Raw genomic sequence first — 16252 nt, 5'->3', positions numbered from 1 at the left:
TACTTGGCACTGACTTTCGGCACGCTGTTGAGTTCTCAAGGAGCGGACGCACACCAACTCGACCCTCTCGGGCTTCCTCGGTGGCTGCTTGTCCTACTCTACGCCGGCTCCGGAGTCCTGCACCGCTCGGGTGCTCCTCCGTGGCCCTCGCGGGCTCGTCCGGCGCGAAGAGAACAGTACACGACTCCCGGCGGGCGTGCACACGGGGTCTCGGTCACACCCCGTCACGGGCGGTCAGAGACCGAGGAAGGTCTCGATCCCCACGGTCAGCCCCGGCCGCGCGCCGATCTCGCGGACGGCGAGCAGGACGCCGGGCATGAAGGACGCGCGGTCGAAGGAGTCGTGCCGCAGCGTCAGGGTCTCCCCCGCCGCGCCCATGAGGACCTCCTGGTGCGCGACCAGGCCGGTGAGCCGCACCGCGTGCACCGGGATGCCCTCGACGTCGGCACCGCGGGCACCGGGCAGCGAGTCGGTGGTCGCGTCCGGCGACGCCGGCAGCCCGGCCGCCCGGCGTGCGGCGGCCACGAGGCGCGCGGTGCGGACGGCGGTGCCCGACGGGGCGTCGACCTTGTTCGGGTGGTGCAGCTCGACGATCTCCGTGGAGGGGAAGAAGCGCGCGGCCTCCTGGGCGAAGCGCATGAGCAGCACCGCGCCGATGCCGAAGTTGGGGGCGATGACCACGCCCACCTCGGGCTTGGGCTCCAGCCACTCGGCGACCGTCGCCAGCTTCTGCTCGTCGAAGCCCGTCGTCCCGACGACGCAGTGGATGTTCTGGTCGATGCAGAACCGGATGTTGTCCATGACGACGTCCGGGCGGGTGAAGTCGACGACCACCTGCGCGCCGGCGTCGGCGACGTTGAACAGCCAGTCCCCCTCGTCGACCATCGCGACGAGCTCGAGGTCGTCGGCGGCGTTGACCGCCTTCACCACCTCGGTGCCCATCCGGCCCCGGGCGCCGAGCACACCGACCGAGATCCGGGGCGGCTCGCCCGTGGTCGCGCCGGTCGCCTGCTGGTGGGGTGCGGGGGTGCTCGTGGTCACCGGGTCAGGCTTCCCGGCGGCCCGTCCCGATGCAAGACGGCCTCCGCACCGGTCACCCGGGCGGCCCGGCGCTCCCCCACCGCCCACAGCAGCAGGCCGAGCGCGACGCCGGCGGCGTCGGCGAGCCAGTCGAGGACCGAGCCCGAGCGCTGCAGCGACGTCACCGCCTGGACGACCTCGCTGACCGCGCCGTAGGCGAGCAGGAGCACCGCCAGCGGTCCCGGCCGCGTCCCCGCCCACCGGCCGGCGAGCGCCAGCGCCAGGAACAGCGCGAGATGGACGAGCTTGTCCACGCCCGGAGGGGCGGCGGGGACGTCGGAGGCCGGCGCGAACAGCACGGCGAGCGAGACGAGCACCGTCACCGCGAAGGCGCCGCGGGACAGCGCACCGTGCACGCGGAACGCCGGGGAGGGACTCGGGTCGGTCATCGGTCTCCGGGGTCGGGCTGGGCGGGGTCAGAGCCGGTCGAGGTCGGACTCCCGGTAGGGGCCGACGACGGCGAGGCAGGTCTCCCGGCCCAGCAGGTCCGCGGCGACCGCGCGCACCTGCCCCTCGTCGACCGCGGCGATCCGGTCGAGCACCTCGCGCACCGGGACGTACTCCCCGTACGACAGCTCGCTCTTGCCCAGCCGGCTCATCCGCGAACCGGTGTCCTCGAGGCCGAGCACCGTCCCGCCGCGCAGCTGACCGCGGCCGCGGGCCACCTCCTCGGAGGTGAGCCCCTCGGCGGCCACCCGGGCCAGCTCCTCGCGCACCAGGCGCAGCACCTCGGGCACCCGCTTCTTGGCGCAGCCGGCGTAGACGGAGAACGCGCCGGTGCCGGCGTAGGAGGTCAGCGCCGACCCGACGCTGTAGACCAGGCCGCGCTTCTCCCGGATCTCCTGGAACAGCCGCGAGCTCATCCCGCCGCCCACCGCCGTCTCCAGGACCGCGGCGGCGTAGCGCCGCTCGTCGAACCGGCTGAGCGCGAGGCTGCCCAGCAGCAGGTGCGTCTGCTCGGTCTTCCGGCTGACCAGCCCGGCGGGCCGCGCGGGGCGGCCGGGGACCAGTTCCTCGCCGCGGCGCAGCGGTGCCGGGGACGCCGTACCGGACAGCCGGTCGCCGAAGACCGCCGTCACCAGGTCGACCACCTGCTGGTGGCCCACCCGGCCGGCGGCGGTGACCACCATCGAGGGGACGGAGTAGCGCGAGCGGTACCAGCCGTCGACGTCGTCGCGGGTCAGCCCCTCGATCGACTCGACGGTGCCGAGCACCGATCGGCCCAGCGGGGTGCCGCCGAAAAGCGTCTCGGCGAACAGGTCGTGCACCAGGTCGGAGGGCTCGTCGTCGCGCATGGCGATCTCCTCGAGCACCACCGTCCGCTCGGACTCCAGGTCCTCGGCGGTGTTGAGCGCCTCGGTCACCAGGTCGCCGAGCAGCGTGACCGCCAGCGGGAGGTCGCTGGCGAGCACGTTGGCGTAGTAGCAGGTGTGCTCCTTGGCGGTGAAGGCGTTCATCTCACCGCCGACGGCGTCCATCGCCGTCGCGATCTCCAGGGCGCTGCGGCTGCGGGTGCCCTTGAACAGCAGGTGCTCGAGGAAGTGCGAGGCGCCGGCGACCCGGTCGGTCTCGTCCCGGGAGCCGACGCCCACCCAGATGCCGAGGGTGGCCGAGTGGACGCCGGGCATCGTCTCGGTGAGCACGCGCAGCCCGCCGGGCAGCACCGTGCGCTCGACCCGGCCGCCGACCTCGTCGACGTCGATGACGCGGGCGACACCGACCGGGGCCGGGGCGGACGTGAGGTCGGTGGACCCCACGCCGGCCCCGGCCCCGGTCGGCGTCGGTTCGGCGACCGTGTCAGGCCTCCGCGGGAGCGGGGGCGTCGGCCGGGGCCGCGCCGTCGCCGGCGGCGGCACCCTCGCCCTCGCCCTCGGCGGCCACCGGGACCAGGCTGATCTTGCCGCGGGCGTCGATGTCGGTGATCTCGACCTGCAGCTTGTCGCCGACGTTCACGACGTCCTCGACCTTGCCGATCCGCTTGCCGCCGCCCAGCTTGCTGATGTGCACCAGGCCGTCCTTGCCCGGCAGCAGCGAGACGAAGGCGCCGAACGGCGTCGTCTTGACGACGGTGCCGAGGAAGCGCTCCCCGACCTTCGGCATCTGCGGGTTGGCGATCGCGTTGATGCGGTCGACCGCGGCCTGGGCCGACGGGCCGTCGGAGGCGCCGACGTAGATCGTGCCGTCGTCCTCGATGGTGATCTCGGCGCCGGTCTCGTCCTGGATCGAGTTGATCATCTGGCCCTTGGGGCCGATGACCGCGCCGATCTTGTCGACCGGGATGCGCACCGTGGTCACGCGCGGGGCGTAGGGGCTCATCTCGTCGGGGCCGTCGATGGCCTCGTTCATCACGTCGAGGATGTGCAGGCGGGCGGCGCGGGCCTGGGTCAGCGCCTGGGCGAGCACGTCGGACGGGATGCCGTCGAGCTTGGTGTCCAGCTGCAGGGCCGTGACGAAGTCCTTGGTGCCGGCGACCTTGAAGTCCATGTCGCCGAAGGCGTCCTCGGCGCCGAGGATGTCGGTCAGCGCGACGTACTCGGTCCTGCCGTCGACCTCGTCGGAGACCAGGCCCATGGCGATGCCGGCGACCGGGGCGCGCAGCGGCACACCGGCGTTGAGCAGCGACAGGGTCGAGGCGCAGACCGAGCCCATCGACGTCGAGCCGTTGGAGCCCAGGGCCTCGGACACCTGCCGGATCGCGTAGGGGAACTCCTCGCGGTCGGGCAGCACCGGCAGCAGGGCGCGCTCGGCGAGCGCGCCGTGGCCGATCTCGCGGCGCTTGGGCGAGCCCACGCGGCCGGTCTCGCCGGTGGAGTACGGCGGGAAGTTGTAGTTGTGCATGTAGCGCTTGCGCGTCTCGGGCGAGAGCGTGTCGAGCTGCTGCTCCATGCGGAGCATGTTCAGCGTGGTGACGCCCAAGATCTGGGTCTCGCCGCGCTCGAACAGCGCCGAGCCGTGCACCCGCGGGACGACCTCGACCTCGGCCGACAGCGGCCGGATGTCGGTGACGCCGCGGCCGTCGATGCGGACCTTGTCGCGCAGGATGCGCTGCCGGACGACCTTCTTGGTGACGGCGCGGAAGGCGGCCGACACCTCCTTCTCGCGGCCGGCGAACTGCTCGGCCAGCGAGGCGGCGACCTCGTCCTTGAGCGCGTCGGTGGCGTCGTTGCGCTCCTGCTTGCCGGCGATGGCCTGCGCCTCGGTCAGCCGCTCGAGGGCGGCGGACTCGACGGCGGCGTACACGTCGTCCTGGTAGTCCAGGAAGCGCGGGAACTCCGCGACCGGCTTGGCGGCCTTCTCGGCCAGCGCCGTCTGCGCCTCGCACAGCGCCTTGATGAAGGGCTTGGCGGCCTCGAGGCCCTGGGCGACGACCTCCTCGGTCGGCGCGGTGGCGCCGCCGCGGACCAGCTCGATCGTCTTCTCGGTGGCCTCGGCCTCGACCATCATGATCGCGACGTCGCCGTCGGGGAGCACGCGGCCGGCCACGACCATGTCGAAGACGGCGTCCTCGAGCTCGGCGTGCGTGGGGAAGCCGATCCACTGGCCGCCCACCAGGGCGACGCGGGTGCCGCCGACCGGGCCGGAGAACGGCAGGCCCGACAGCTGGGTGGACGCCGACGCGCCGTTGATGGCGAGCACGTCGTAGAGGTGCGCCGGGTCCAGCGACAGCACGGTGATGACGACCTGGACCTCGTTGCGCAGGCCCTTGGCGAAGGTCGGCCGCAGCGGCCGGTCGATGAGCCGGCAGGTGAGGATCGCGTCCTCGCTGGGGCGGCCCTCGCGGCGGAAGAACGAGCCGGGGATGCGCCCGGCGGCGTACATCCGCTCCTCGACGTCGACCGTCAGCGGGAAGAAGTCGAAGTGCTCCTTGGGCTGCCTGCTGGCCGTGGTGGCCGACAGCAGCATGGTGTCGCCCATGCTGACGACGACCGAGCCGGCGGCCTGCTTGGCCAGCCGCCCGGTCTCGAAGGTGATGCTGCGGCTGCCGTGGCTGCCGTTGTCGATGACCGCGGTGGCGGTGGTGACCCCGTCCTCGGGGTCGTACTCGGCAGCGATGCTGCCCTGGGTGGTGGGTGCGGACACGTCGTCCTCTTCCTACGTCGCATGCGGCGACGTCCTCTTCGTGGCGTCCTGCGCCGGACTGCTCCCGGGTGACCGGTCTTCGATCGAAGCCCACGGGGGTCGTTCCCCCTCCCGTGGAGGGGCATTCCCGGGGGCCACCACCGAGGACCGGCCGGCGTCGGGGTGCGCGGGCGGGGCGCCGGGGGTCCCGTGGGGCGGGTGCCCCACGAGAGAGGGGACCGTCCCGGGCGGGACGGTCCCCTCTGGGTCAGCGGCGCAGACCGAGCCGCTCGATGAGCGAGCGGTAGCGGTTGATGTCGGTCTTCGCCAGGTAGTTCAGCAGCCGGCGACGGCGGCCGACCAGCAGCAGCAGGCCGCGCCGGCTGTGGTGGTCGTGCTTGTGCTGCTTGAGGTGCTCGGTCAGGTCGCTGATCCGGCGGGTGAGCATCGCGACCTGGACCTCGGGCGAGCCCGTGTCCTTCTCGACCGTCGCGTACTCGGTCATGATCTGCTGCTTCGTCGCGCTGTCGAGCGCCATGGGCGGGCCTCCTGGCCAGGTCGGGTGTGGCCCCCGGTCTGGGTCACGGGGGCAGGTGTGCACACACGTCGGGCGGGGCCCGACACCTGCGAGGCTACCAGCGCGCCGGCGGGGGCCCGCCGCGGTGATCACCCGGCGGGGGGCAGCCCCAGGACGGCGCGGGTGCGGACGACGTCGGCGGCCATGGCCGTCACCAGCTCGTCGACCCCGGCGAAGGCGGTCATCGGGCGCAGCCGGGAGACGAACTCGACGCCGACGTGCTCGCCGTAGAGGTCGCCGGCGAAGTCGAGGACGTGGGCCTCCACGGTGCGCCGGGAGCCCTGGAAGGTGGGGTTGGTGCCCACCGAGACCGCGGCGGGGCGGCTGTCGAGCGTGCGCCCGGCGGGGTCGCGGGTGACCAGGGACCCGGCGTAGACGCCGTCGGCGGGGATCGCGGTGTACGGCGGGCACTCGACGTTCGCCGTCGGGTAGCCGAGCTCCCGGCCGCGCCGGTCGCCGCGGACGACGACGCCGTCGACCCGGTGCGGGCGGCCCAGCGCGCGCGCCGCGCTCTCCATGTCCCCGGCGGCGACGCAGGCGCGGATGTAGGTCGAGGAGATCGTCACCTCGCCGTCGGCGGAGGCGTCGCCGGCCAGCGGGATCCCCTCGACGGCGAAGCCGAACCGGCGGCCCTCCTGGGTCAGCGTGGTGACGTTCCCGGCGGCCCTGTGCCCGTAGGTGAAGTTCTCGCCGACGACGACCGCCGCGGCGTGCAGGTCCTCGACGAGCACGCCGTGGGCGAACTCCTCGGGGGTGAGCCGGCTGAACTCGGGCGTGAACGGGATGACGCACATCGCGTCGACGCCGAGCCCGGCGACCAGCTCGGCCTTGCGGTCCAGGGAGGTGAGGATCGCCGGGTGCGAGCCGGGCCGCACGACCTCGGTCGGGTGCGGGTCGAAGGTGACCAGCACGCACGGCCGGTGCAGCGCCCGCGCGCGGGCGACGGCGGTGCCGATCAGCTGCTGGTGGCCGCGGTGGACGCCGTCGTACATGCCGACGGTGACCACCGTCCGGCCCAGGTCGGCCGGGACGTCGGCCAGCCCACGCCAGTGCCGCACCCGCCCGCTCCCCCGTGTCGCCGCCGGGTCGCTCAGGCGACCCGGTGCAGCCAGCCGTGGGTGTCGGGCACCCGGCCGTGCTGGATGTCGAGCAGGTGCTCGCGCAGGCCCATGGTCACCGGCCCCGGCGTCCCGTCGCCGACGGTGAAGTCGCCGGTGCGCGCCTTCACCTCGCCGACCGGGGTGATGACCGCGGCGGTGCCGCAGGCGAAGGTCTCGGTGACCGTGCCGTCGGCCACGCCGGAGCGCCACTCGTCGACGCTGAACCGGCGCTCGGTCACCCGCATGCCGCGGTCGCGGGCCACGGTGACCAGCGACTCGCGGGTGATGCCGGGCAGCAGCGTGCCGGTGAGCTCGGGGGTGACCAGCTCGGCGTCGTCGCCGGAGCCGAGGACGAAGAACAGGTTCATCCCGCCCATCTCCTCGACGTAGCGCTTCTCCAGCGCGTCGAGCCAGACGACCTGGTCGCAGCCGGCGGCGATGGCCTGCTCCTGGGCCAGCAGGCTGGCGGCGTAGTTGCCGGCGCACTTGACGTCGCCGGTGCCGCCGGGCGCGGCCCGGATGTAGTCCTCGGACAGGTAGACGCTCACCGGGTGCACGCCGCGCGGGAAGTACGCGCCGGCCGGGCTGGCGATGACGAGGAACAGGTACTCGTTGGCCGGGCGCACGCCGAGGAAGGGCTCGGTGGCCAGCTGGTAGGGCCGGAGGTACAGCGTCTGGTCGGGGCCGGTGGGCACCCAGTCGCGGTCGGCGTCGACGAGCGCGTCGACGGCGGCGATGAACGCCTCCTCGGGCACCGGCGGCATCGCCAGCCGGCGGGCGCTCCGGGCGAAGCGGGCCGCGTTGGCCTCGGGCCGGAAGGTCGCGACGCTGCCGTCGGGCTGGGCGTAGGCCTTGAGGCCCTCGAAGATCGACTGCGCGTAGTGCAGCGCGGCGGTGGCCGGGTCCACCTGCAGCGGCGCGTACGCGGTGAGCCGGGCGTCGTGCCAGCCGCGACCGGCGGTCCAGCGGGCCACGAACATCGAGTCGGTGAAGTGCCGGCCGAAGCCGGGGTCGGCGAGCACCGCCCGGCGCTCGGCGGCCGGGCGGCGGGTCACGTCCTCCACGGTCACCGGCACGCCCTCGGTGAAGACCCGGGGCGTGGTCCTGCTGTCGGCGAGCGTGTCGGTCATGGCTCCCACCTGCGCGTGCTCCGTCTGCGGCCGGGGCGGCGTCGGGGCCGCCCCTCCGCTCACAGTAGCCCCGGGCCCGGCGGCTGCCGGGAGCCGACCGCCGCCGTCGCCCGCGCGGGTCAGGGCCGGTCCGGCGCCGAGCTCTCGACGACCTCGTAGGACCACAGGTGCTGCGAGTCGCTGGCCGCCGGGGCGAGCTCGTCACCCCCGCCCTCGTGGGCGCGGGCGAAGTCCTGCCCGTCCTCCCAGGAGCGGTAGGCCTCCTCGCTCTCCCACCGGGTGTAGACGAGGTACTGGTCGGTGCCCTCCAGCGGCCGCAGCAGCTCGAACCACTCGAAGCCCGGGGTCTTCTCCACGGCGCCGGCGCGGCCGCGGAAGCGCTCCTCGAAGCGCTCCTGCATGTGCGGCGGCACGGTGATGGCGTTGATCTTGACGACGCTCATGGCAGCCCCCTTCCCGCCCGCGGGGACCGTCAATCCCCTGCGGCCTCCCGCGGGCCGGGCCAGGATGGCCCGATGACCCCGGCTCCACGGCCCGGCGTGCTGTTCGACGTCGACGGCACCCTGCTCGACACGAACTACCTGCAGGTCCTCGCCTGGTGGCAGGCGTTCCGCGACACCGGGCACCCCGAGGTGTCGATGGCCGACTGCCACCGGGCGATCGGCATCGCCAGCGAGGAGCTGGTCACCCACCTCCTCGGTGAGGACGCCGACGACGCCGGCGAGGTGTCCGACGCCAAGACCCGCCGCTACGAGCCGCTGCGCGAGCTGGTGACCGCCTTCCCGCGCGTCGACGAGCTGCTGGCCGCGTGCCGGGAGCGGGAGCTGGCCGTGGTGCTGGCCACCAGCGGCAAGGACTCGGACCTGGAGTGGATGGTGCCGGCGATCGGCGGCGACGACGTCGTCGACGGGGCCACCTCCTCGGCCGACGTCGAGGCGGCCAAGCCGGCGCCGGACCTGTTGCAGACCGCCGTCGACCAGCACGGCCTGGACGCCGCGCGCACCGTCGTCGTCGGGGACACCGTCTGGGACGTGCGGTCCGCGCGCGACGCCGGGCTGCCGTGCATCGCGCTGACCTGCGGCGGCATCTCCCGCGCCGAGCTGGAGGACGCCGGTGCCGACGAGGTGTACGACGACCCCGCCGACCTCCTCGACCACCTGGACGACTCGCTGATCGGCAAGCTCGTCCGGGACTAGGCGGAGGACCCCCGTGCCCCCACGCCTCGCACGCGCAGGCGGAGGGCCCCTGCACGGGAGCCGTTCCAGACCGTCACCCGGGGAAGCCGACGGCGACCCGGGCGGTGGACCCGGCGTCCTCGACGAGCGCGACTAGCCGGCCCGCCGGGTCGACGGCGGCGCTGAGCCCCGGCCGCCCGGTCGCCGCGACCCGCTGGCCGTACCCGAGGGCGCGGGCCTCGTCGTCGGTGAGCCGCCGCTCGGGGTAGATCGCCGTCGCGGCCTCGGGGAGGGTCAGCGTCCCCGGCCCGCCCCCGGCGGCGAGCGCGGCCGCGGCCTCCTCGACCGGGGTGGCCTGCGCGGTGGTGAACGGGCCGGAGGCGGTGCGGCGCAGCGCGGTGAGGTGCCCGCCGACGCCGAGCGCGGCCCCGGCGTCGCGGGCGATGGCGCGGACGTACGTCCCGGCGGAGCAGGACACGGTGACCTCGACGTCGACCAGGCCGGGCCCGGTCCGGTCGACGCGGTGCACGTCGATGCGGTGCACGGTGACCGGGCGGGGCTCGAGCACGACCTCCTCGCCGGCCCGGACGCGGTCGTAGGAGCGGCGGCCGCCGACCTTCACCGCGCTGACCGACGAGGGCACCTGCAGCAGCGGGCCGGTCTGGGCGGCCAGCGCCGCGCGGATCGCGTCGTCGTCGAGGTGCCCGGCGGGGGTGGTGGTGAGGACCTCGCCCTCGCGGTCGTCGGTCACGGTGGTCTGCCCGAGACGGATCGTGGCGTCGTAGACCTTGTCCGAGCCGCCCAGGTGGCCCAGCAGCCGGGTCGCCGACCCGACGCCGAGCACGAGCAGGCCGGTGGCCATCGGGTCGAGGGTGCCGGCGTGGCCGACCCGGCGGACCGACAGCACCCGCCGGGCCCGGGCGACGACGTCGTGCGAGGTCATCCCGCCGGGCTTGTCGACCAGCAGGATCCCCGGGGTGACGTCGGCGTCGGCGGCGCGGCGGCGGCTCATGCCGGGGTCCCCGCGGAGACGTGGAGCGCCGGCGGAGCGTCGTCGTGGGGTGAGCTCACGCCCCCACCGTCGCAGGCGCGGTCAGCCACCTGTCCCCCGCCACCCGGGCGAGCACCGCGACGAGCCGCAGCGCGATGAACGCCGTGAGCCCGGTCCAGACCCCGGCCAGCCCCCAGCCCAGCGGTCCCGACAGCAGCGACAGGGGCAGGAAGCCGACCAGCGCGGCGCCGACGGTGACCGTGCGCAGGTAGGCGACGTCGCCCGCCCCCATGAGCACGCCGTCGAGGGCGAAGACGACCCCGGCCAGCGGCTGGAACCCGGCGAGGAACCACCAGACCAGCTCCGCCTGCTCCCGGACGGCGGGGTCGCCGCTGAACAGCGGCACGAGCAGGTCGCGGCCGGCCAGCAGCGCGACGGCGACCAGCACGCCGGTGCCCAGGCCCCACAGGGTGACCCGGCGGGCGGTGGCGCGGGCCTCGCCGGGCCGGCCGGCACCGAGCGCGTGGCCGACCAGCGTCTGCGCGGCGATGGCGTAGGCGTCGAGGACCAGCGCGAGGAAGAGGAACAGCTGCAGCGCGATCTGGTGGGCGCCGAGCTGCGCCTGCCCGGCGCGCGCGGCGACCCCGGCGGCGACCAGGAAGGCCAGCTGCAGCACGGTGGCGCGCAGCAGCAGGTCGCGGCCGAGGACCAGCTGCGCCCGCACGGCGGCCGGCCGGAACCGCCAGTCGGCGCCCTCGCGCAGCAGCGCCCGCACGAACAGCGACGCGGTGAGCGACTGGCCGACGAGGTTGGCCACCGCGGAGCCGGGCAGCCCGAGGCCGGCCGGGTGCACCAGCAGCGGGCAGAGCACCAGGCTCAGCAGGCTGCCGGCGAGCACGAAGCGCACCGGCCGGCGGAGGTCCTGCACGCCGCGCAGCCAGCCGTTGCCGGCCAGGGACACCAGCAGCAGCGGCGCGCCGCAGCCGGCGATCCGCAGCCACTGCTCCCCCGCCGCGGCCACCTCTCCGGGCCCGCCGGCCAGGGCGCGGGTCAGCGGGCCGGCCAGGAGCTGGAAGAGCACGACGACGGCGGCGCCGAGCAGCAGCGCCAGCCAGGTGGCCTGCACGCCCTCGGCGACCGCCCCGGCGCGGTCCCCGGCCCCGGCGCGGCGGGCGGCGCGGGCGGTGGTGCCGTAGGCGAGGAAGTTGAGCAGCGCGGCCGCCCAGGCCAGCAGCCCGCCGCCGACGGCGAGCCCGCCCAGGGGGACGGTGCCCAGGTTGCCGACGACCGCGGTGTCGACCAGCAGGTACAGCGGCTCGGCGGCCAGCACGACCAGCGCCGGGACGGCCAGCCCCAGGACGGACGGCGCCCGCTCCGTCACCGCGCCGTCGTCGCGGACGACACCAGGGCACGGATCGCCGCCATCGTCGCCTCGCGGTCCAGGTGCGAGGTGAAGCCCGCCGCGGCCCGGTGCCCGCCGCCGCCCAGCGCCATCGCGACACGGGCGACGTCGGTGCCGCCGCGCGAGCGCAGCGACACCGCCCACGAGCCGTCGTCCTGTCCCTTGAGCACGCAGGCGACGTCGGCCTCGGCGGTCGACCGGACGACGTCGACCAGCGCCTCGAGCTGCTCGCCGGGCAGGCCGTGCCCGGCCGCCTCAGCGGTGCTCGACCAGGTCCACACCAGCCCGGCGCCGACGCCGGGCTCGAGCACCGCCCGCCCGGTCACCGCCGACAGCAGCCGCAGCCAGCCGAACGGGGCGGTGTCGAACAGCCGCTGGCTGATGGCCGCGTGGTCGATGCCGGTGGACAGCAGCCGGGCGGCCAGCACGTGGGTGTCCGGCCGGGTGCTGCTGAAGCGGAAGGAGCCGGTGTCGGCGGCCAGGCCGGCGTACAGCACCGTGGCCAGGCCGGCGTCGAGGGCGACGCCGAGCTCGTCGAGCAGGCCGGCGACGAGGACGACGGTCGCCGGGGCGGCCGGGTCGACCAGCCGCACGTCCCCGAAGCCGGGGTTGCTCGCGTGGTGGTCGACGACGACGGAGGTGCCGGCGTCGCCGAGCAGCGCGGCCAGCTCGCCCAGGCGGGCGGGCGAGGCGGCGTCGAGGCTGACGAAGACGTCCGGGGACGCGGGGACGGCGGTCGAGGGCACCAGGCCCTCGGTCCCGGGCAGCCAGCCGAGCGAGTCCGGCAGCACGGGGCGGCCGGGGAACGTGGCGGTCACCCGGGCGCCGCGGCGGCGCAGCCCCTCGGCGAGGGCCAGGGTGCTGCCCAGCGCGTCGGCGTCGGGCTGCACGTGCCCGCTGAGCACGACGGTGGCGCCGGTGTCGGCGGCCGCGGCCAGCACGGCGGCCGGGGTGCGCAGGGGCACCCCGGCGGTCGGCGCGGTCACGGGTCAGGCGTCGGGGCCGGGATCGGCCACCGGGGGTGCGTTGCGGTCCTCGGTCACCCGCCCGCCCCCGGGCGGCAGCGGCGGGCCGCCGTCGTCGGGCTCGTCCTCCGCGATGGAGGGCACCGCCCCGATCTGGCCCTCGCGGCCGCCGTCGGTGGGGTCGCCGGCGTTCGGCTCGGCCCGCCCGCCGAGCTCCGAGCGGCCCTGCCCCTCCCCGGGGAGGTACGGGTCCGGGTCGTTCTCGCTCACGAGGCACTCCTGTGCTCGGGGGACGTGCTGACGTCGGCGTCGGAGGTCTCGTCGTCCTCCTCCGGGTGCCGGTAGGGGTCGGCCTCGCCGGCGTAGGTGGCGTGCTCGCGCAGGCGGGCGAGCTCGGCGTCGGCGTGCCGGACCCGCTCGAGGGCCTCGTCGAGCTCGCGCGCGGTGTCGGGCACGTGGTCGGCGACGAAGGTCAGCGTCGGCACGAACTTGATGCCGGTCTGCCGGCCCACGGTCGAGCGCAGCACCCCGGTGGCCGAGGCGAGCGCCTTGGCGGAGTCCGCGACGGCGGTGGCGTCGCCGTAGACGGTGTAGAAGACGGTGGCCTCGCGCAGGTCGCTGGTCACCCGCGCGTCGGTCACGGTGACCATGCCCAGCCGGGGGTCCTTGATCTGGGACTCGATCGCGGCGGAGACGATCTGTCGGATGCGCACCGCGAGCTTGCGGGCGCGGGCGGGGTCGGCCACGGCGGACCTCCGGGGGTCGGGGCGTCGAGGACGCCGGTGGACAGTGGGCGGCCCCCTCGCAGGGGCCCGCCCCGAGCCTGCGAGGGGTGGGGGGCGAGGGGGTCCTTCATCAGGCGTCGGTGTCGGAGAACAGCTGCCGGTGCGTCGACAGCAGCGTCACCTCCGGCCGCTCGGCCAGCAACCGCTCGCAGGCGTCGAGGACGTCGGTCACCTGGCCGGCGTCCCCCGCGACGGTGGCGACGCCGACCTGCACGCGGCGGTGCAGGTCGACGTCGCCCACCTCGGCCGCGGCCACGGCGAAGCGGCGCCGCAGCTCGGCCACGATGGGCCGGACCACGGCGCGCTTGCCCTTGAGCGAGTGGACGTCGCCCAGCAGCAGGTCGGCGGTGAGCGTGCCGGTGAACACGCTTACCGCCTCCCTGGTGCCTGACGACGTCGATCACGTGCCGGTGTGGCCCCCTCGCAGGGCCCCGCCACGAGCCTGCGAGTGGTGGGGGGCGAGGGGGCCCTTCGTCAATCGCGCGGCTTCTCGCGGACCTCGAAGGTCTCGATGACGTCCTCGACCTTGACGTCGTTGAACGACCCCAGGCCGATACCGCACTCGTAGCCCTCGCGGACCTCGGTGACGTCGTCCTTGAAGCGGCGCAGCGACTCGACCGTCAGGTTGTCGGCGATCACCACACCGTCGCGGATGACCCGGGCCTTCGAGTTCCGGGTGATCGTGCCGCTGCGGACGATCGAGCCCGCGACGTTGCCGATGCGCGGCACCCGGAAGACCTCGCGGATCTCCGCCGTGCCGAGCTCGACCTCCTCGAACTCCGGCTTGAGCATGCCCTTGAGGGCCGCTTCGATCTCCTCGATCGCCGAGTAGAGGACCGAGTAGTACCGGACGTCGACGCCCTCGCGGTTGGCGAGCTCGGTGGCCTGGCCCTCGGCCCGGACGTTGAAGCCGATGACGATGACGTCGTCGGCCAGCGCCAGGTCGATGTCGCTCTTGCTGATCGCGCCGACGCCGCGGTGGATGACCCGCAGCGAGACGTCGTCGCTCACCTCGATCTTCATGAGCGCGTCCTCGAGCGCCTCGACGGTGCCCGAGTTGTCGCCCTTGATGATCAGGTTGAGCTGGCGGTTCTCCTTCAGCGCGGCGTCGAGGTCCTCGAGGCTGATCCGCTTGCGCATCGAGGCGTTCTGCGCGTTGCGGATGCGGGCCTGCCGCCGGTCGGCGATCTGCCGGGCGACCCGGTCCTCCTCGACGACGAGGAAGGTGTCACCGGCACGCGGCACCGAGGTGAGACCGACGACCTGGACCGGGCGGGCCGGCGTGGCCTCCTTGAGCTTCGCGCCGTGCTCGTCGAGCAGCGACCGCACGCGGCCGAAGGCGTCACCGGCGACCAGCGAGTCACCGACCCGCAGGGTGCCGCGCTGGACCAGCACCGTGGCGACGGGGCCACGGCCACGGTCGAGCTTGGCGTCGATGACGACGCCCTGGGCGTCCATCTCGGTGTTGGCGCGCAGGTCGAGCGCGGCGTCCGCGGTGAGCAGGATCGCCGCCAGCAGGTCGTCCAGACCCTGCCGGGTGACCGCCGAGACGTCGACGAACATCGTGTCGCCGCCGTACTCCTCGGCCACCAGCCCGTACTCGGTGAGCTGCTGGCGGATCTTGGCGGGGTTGGCCCCCTCCTTGTCCACCTTGTTCACCGCGACCACGATCGGCACCTCGGCGGCCTGGGCGTGGTTGAGCGCCTCGACCGTCTGCGGCATGACGCCGTCGTCGGCGGCGACCACCAGGACGACGATGTCGGTGACCTTCGCGCCACGGGCACGCATCGCGGTGAACGACTCGTGACCCGGGGTGTCGATGAAGGTGATCGCCCGCTCCTGGCCGTCCAGCTCGGTGGCGATCTGGTACGCACCGATGTGCTGGGTGATGCCGCCGGCCTCCCGCGCCACCACGTTGGTGTTGCGGACGGCGTCGAGCAGCTTCGTCTTGCCGTGGTCGACGTGACCCATGACCGTGACGACCGGCGGACGGGTCTCCCAGTCCTCCTCGTCGCCCTCGTCACCGAAGGTCAGGTCGAAGGTCTCGAGGAGCTCGCGGTCCTCGTCCTCCGGGCTGACGACCTCGATGTTCCAGCCGATCTCGGCACCGAGCAGCTGCAGCGTGTCCTCGTTCACCGACTGCGTCGCGGTGACCATCTCGCCCAGGTGGAACAGGGCGGTCACCAGCGCGGCCGGCTGGGCGCCGATGCGCTCGGCCAGGTCGGTCAGCGAGGCGCCGCGGGGCAGCCGGACGGTCTGCCCGTTGCCGCGGGGCAGGCTGACGCCGCCCATGCTGGGCGCCGCCATCTGGTCGAACTCCTGGCGCCGCTGCTTCTTGCTCTTGCGCCCGCGGACCGGACCGCGGCCACCCGGACGCCCGAAGGCACCCGCGGTGCCCGCACCGGAGCCGCCACGACCACGGCCGCGGCCACCGCCGCCGCCGCCGCCGCGGAAACCACCGCCGGCCGGCGCACCGGCACCGGGGCCACCGCCGCCGGGACGGAAACCGCCACCGCCACCGCCGCCGGGACCACCGGGACGGCCGCGGCCACCGGCACCACCGGGGCCGCCGGGACGGCCGGCACCGGCCGGACGCGGCGGCATCATGCCCGGGTTCGGCCGGGGCGGCATCATGCCCGGGTTCGGCCGGGGACCACCCGGACCGGCCGCGGGACGCGGACCACCCGCACCGGGACCCGGACGCGGGCCACCGGGACGGGGACCACCGGCGCCGGGTGCCGGGCGCGGACCGCCGGCACCGGGACCCGGACGCGGGCCACCCGCCGCCGGGCCCGGACGCGGGCCACCGGCAGCCGGACCCGGACGCGGGGCGCTGCTGAAGGGGTTGTTGCCCGGCCGCGGGGCCGGACGCGGGCCCGGACGCGGGCCGGCACCCGGGGCGCCGGGCGCGGCACCGCCGGGACGGGCCCCACCGGGAGCCGCCGGGCGCGGGGCACCCGGACGCGCGGGACCGGGGACGGGGCCACC

16 protein-coding genes are annotated in these 16252 nt (G+C 75.0%); 1 reads left to right on the top strand and 15 read right to left on the bottom strand.

Annotated elements, in window-relative coordinates; translation table 11 throughout:
• Nucleotides 1-234: 234 nt before the first annotated feature.
• From dapB to ACFO3M_RS22305, 8 genes are all read right to left on the bottom strand, one after another.
• Nucleotides 235-1041 carry a 4-hydroxy-tetrahydrodipicolinate reductase gene (gene dapB, locus ACFO3M_RS22340; RefSeq protein WP_387994322.1) on the bottom strand — a complete coding sequence of 269 codons (807 nt, stop codon included), beginning with the start codon at nt 1039-1041 and terminating at the stop codon, nt 235-237.
• Nucleotides 1038-1469: a VanZ family protein gene (locus ACFO3M_RS22335; RefSeq protein WP_387994319.1), complete on the bottom strand. Its 432-nt coding sequence runs from the start codon at nt 1467-1469 to the stop codon at nt 1038-1040. Before ACFO3M_RS22335 ends, dapB begins: the two co-directional genes overlap by 4 nt.
• A 27-nt stretch (nt 1470-1496) precedes the next feature.
• Nucleotides 1497-2837 carry a M16 family metallopeptidase gene (locus ACFO3M_RS22330; protein ID WP_387994316.1) on the bottom strand — a complete coding sequence of 447 codons (1341 nt, stop codon included), beginning with the start codon at nt 2835-2837 and terminating at the stop codon, nt 1497-1499.
• Nucleotides 2838-2877: 40 nt separating this feature from the next.
• On the bottom strand, nt 2878-5160 hold the full coding sequence (locus ACFO3M_RS22325) for a polyribonucleotide nucleotidyltransferase (protein WP_387994313.1): 2283 nt from the start codon (nt 5158-5160) through the stop codon (nt 2878-2880).
• 247 nt (nt 5161-5407) lie between these two features.
• The gene (gene rpsO, locus ACFO3M_RS22320) at nt 5408-5677 is read right to left on the bottom strand and encodes a 30S ribosomal protein S15 (protein WP_072920360.1); all 270 of its coding nucleotides are present in this window, start codon (nt 5675-5677) and stop codon (nt 5408-5410) included.
• Nucleotides 5678-5805: 128 nt separating this feature from the next.
• Nucleotides 5806-6774 carry a bifunctional riboflavin kinase/FAD synthetase gene (locus ACFO3M_RS22315; protein WP_387994310.1) on the bottom strand — a complete coding sequence of 323 codons (969 nt, stop codon included), beginning with the start codon at nt 6772-6774 and terminating at the stop codon, nt 5806-5808.
• A 32-nt stretch (nt 6775-6806) separates the two neighbouring features.
• Entirely contained in the window at nt 6807-7946 is a 1140-nt protein-coding gene (locus tag ACFO3M_RS22310) for a branched-chain amino acid aminotransferase (RefSeq protein WP_387994308.1), read from the bottom strand.
• Between the two features lie 119 nt (nt 7947-8065).
• Nucleotides 8066-8389 carry an antibiotic biosynthesis monooxygenase family protein gene (locus tag ACFO3M_RS22305; RefSeq protein ID WP_387994305.1) on the bottom strand — a complete coding sequence of 108 codons (324 nt, stop codon included), beginning with the start codon at nt 8387-8389 and terminating at the stop codon, nt 8066-8068.
• 72 nt (nt 8390-8461) lie between these two features.
• Here ACFO3M_RS22305 and ACFO3M_RS22300 point away from each other — a divergent pair, with 72 nt between their 5' ends.
• Nucleotides 8462-9142 carry an HAD family hydrolase gene (locus tag ACFO3M_RS22300; protein ID WP_387994302.1) on the top strand — a complete coding sequence of 227 codons (681 nt, stop codon included), beginning with the start codon at nt 8462-8464 and terminating at the stop codon, nt 9140-9142.
• Between the two features lie 73 nt (nt 9143-9215).
• Here ACFO3M_RS22300 and truB read toward each other — a convergent pair whose 3' ends face one another.
• From truB to infB, 7 genes are all read right to left on the bottom strand, one after another.
• Nucleotides 9216-10133 (bottom strand): tRNA pseudouridine(55) synthase TruB, encoded by a 918-nt coding sequence (gene truB / locus ACFO3M_RS22295; protein WP_387994299.1) that lies wholly within the window; start codon nt 10131-10133, stop codon nt 9216-9218.
• A 55-nt stretch (nt 10134-10188) separates the two neighbouring features.
• Nucleotides 10189-11493, bottom strand: coding sequence for an MATE family efflux transporter (locus ACFO3M_RS22290; protein WP_387994296.1), 1305 nt, complete (start codon nt 11491-11493; stop codon nt 10189-10191).
• Entirely contained in the window at nt 11490-12500 is a 1011-nt protein-coding gene (locus ACFO3M_RS22285) for a DHH family phosphoesterase (protein ID WP_387994293.1), read from the bottom strand. The genes ACFO3M_RS22290 and ACFO3M_RS22285 overlap by 4 nt, the downstream gene beginning before the upstream one ends.
• 3 nt (nt 12501-12503) lie before the next feature.
• Nucleotides 12504-12749: a hypothetical protein gene (locus ACFO3M_RS22280; protein ID WP_387994290.1), complete on the bottom strand. Its 246-nt coding sequence runs from the start codon at nt 12747-12749 to the stop codon at nt 12504-12506.
• On the bottom strand, nt 12746-13225 hold the full coding sequence (rbfA, locus tag ACFO3M_RS22275) for a 30S ribosome-binding factor RbfA (RefSeq protein WP_387994288.1): 480 nt from the start codon (nt 13223-13225) through the stop codon (nt 12746-12748). Before rbfA ends, ACFO3M_RS22280 begins: the two co-directional genes overlap by 4 nt.
• Nucleotides 13226-13334: 109 nt before the next feature.
• Nucleotides 13335-13631, bottom strand: a complete 297-nt coding sequence (locus tag ACFO3M_RS22270) for a DUF503 domain-containing protein (protein WP_387994285.1) — start codon at nt 13629-13631, stop codon at nt 13335-13337.
• A 107-nt stretch (nt 13632-13738) separates the two neighbouring features.
• Nucleotides 13739-15571 carry a translation initiation factor IF-2 gene (gene infB / locus ACFO3M_RS22265; RefSeq protein ID WP_387994282.1) on the bottom strand — a complete coding sequence of 611 codons (1833 nt, stop codon included), beginning with the start codon at nt 15569-15571 and terminating at the stop codon, nt 13739-13741.
• Between the last annotated feature and the right edge of the window lie 681 nt (nt 15572-16252).

This window comes from Geodermatophilus arenarius (assembly GCF_042654585.1).
In the GTDB taxonomy this organism is placed as follows: Bacteria; Actinomycetota; Actinomycetes; order Mycobacteriales; family Geodermatophilaceae; genus Geodermatophilus; species Geodermatophilus arenarius.
This window is presented reverse-complemented; position numbering and strand designations above follow the sequence as displayed.

Bases quoted from the DNA above. Each gene is read 5' to 3' on its own strand.
- ACFO3M_RS22335 (WP_387994319.1), bottom strand. From the start codon at position 1,469: ATGACCGACCCGAGTCCCTCCCCGGCGTTCCGCGTGCACGGTGCGCTG.
- ACFO3M_RS22300 (WP_387994302.1), top strand. From the start codon at position 8,462: ATGACCCCGGCTCCACGGCCCGGCGTGCTGTTCGACGTCGACGGCACC.
- truB (WP_387994299.1), bottom strand. From the start codon at position 10,133: ATGAGCCGCCGCCGCGCCGCCGACGCCGACGTCACCCCGGGGATCCTG.
- infB (WP_387994282.1), bottom strand. From the start codon at position 15,571: ATGGCGGCGCCCAGCATGGGCGGCGTCAGCCTGCCCCGCGGCAACGGG.
- ACFO3M_RS22305 (WP_387994305.1), bottom strand. From the start codon at position 8,389: ATGAGCGTCGTCAAGATCAACGCCATCACCGTGCCGCCGCACATGCAG.
- rpsO (WP_072920360.1), bottom strand. From the start codon at position 5,677: ATGGCGCTCGACAGCGCGACGAAGCAGCAGATCATGACCGAGTACGCG.
- ACFO3M_RS22310 (WP_387994308.1), bottom strand. From the start codon at position 7,946: ATGACCGACACGCTCGCCGACAGCAGGACCACGCCCCGGGTCTTCACC.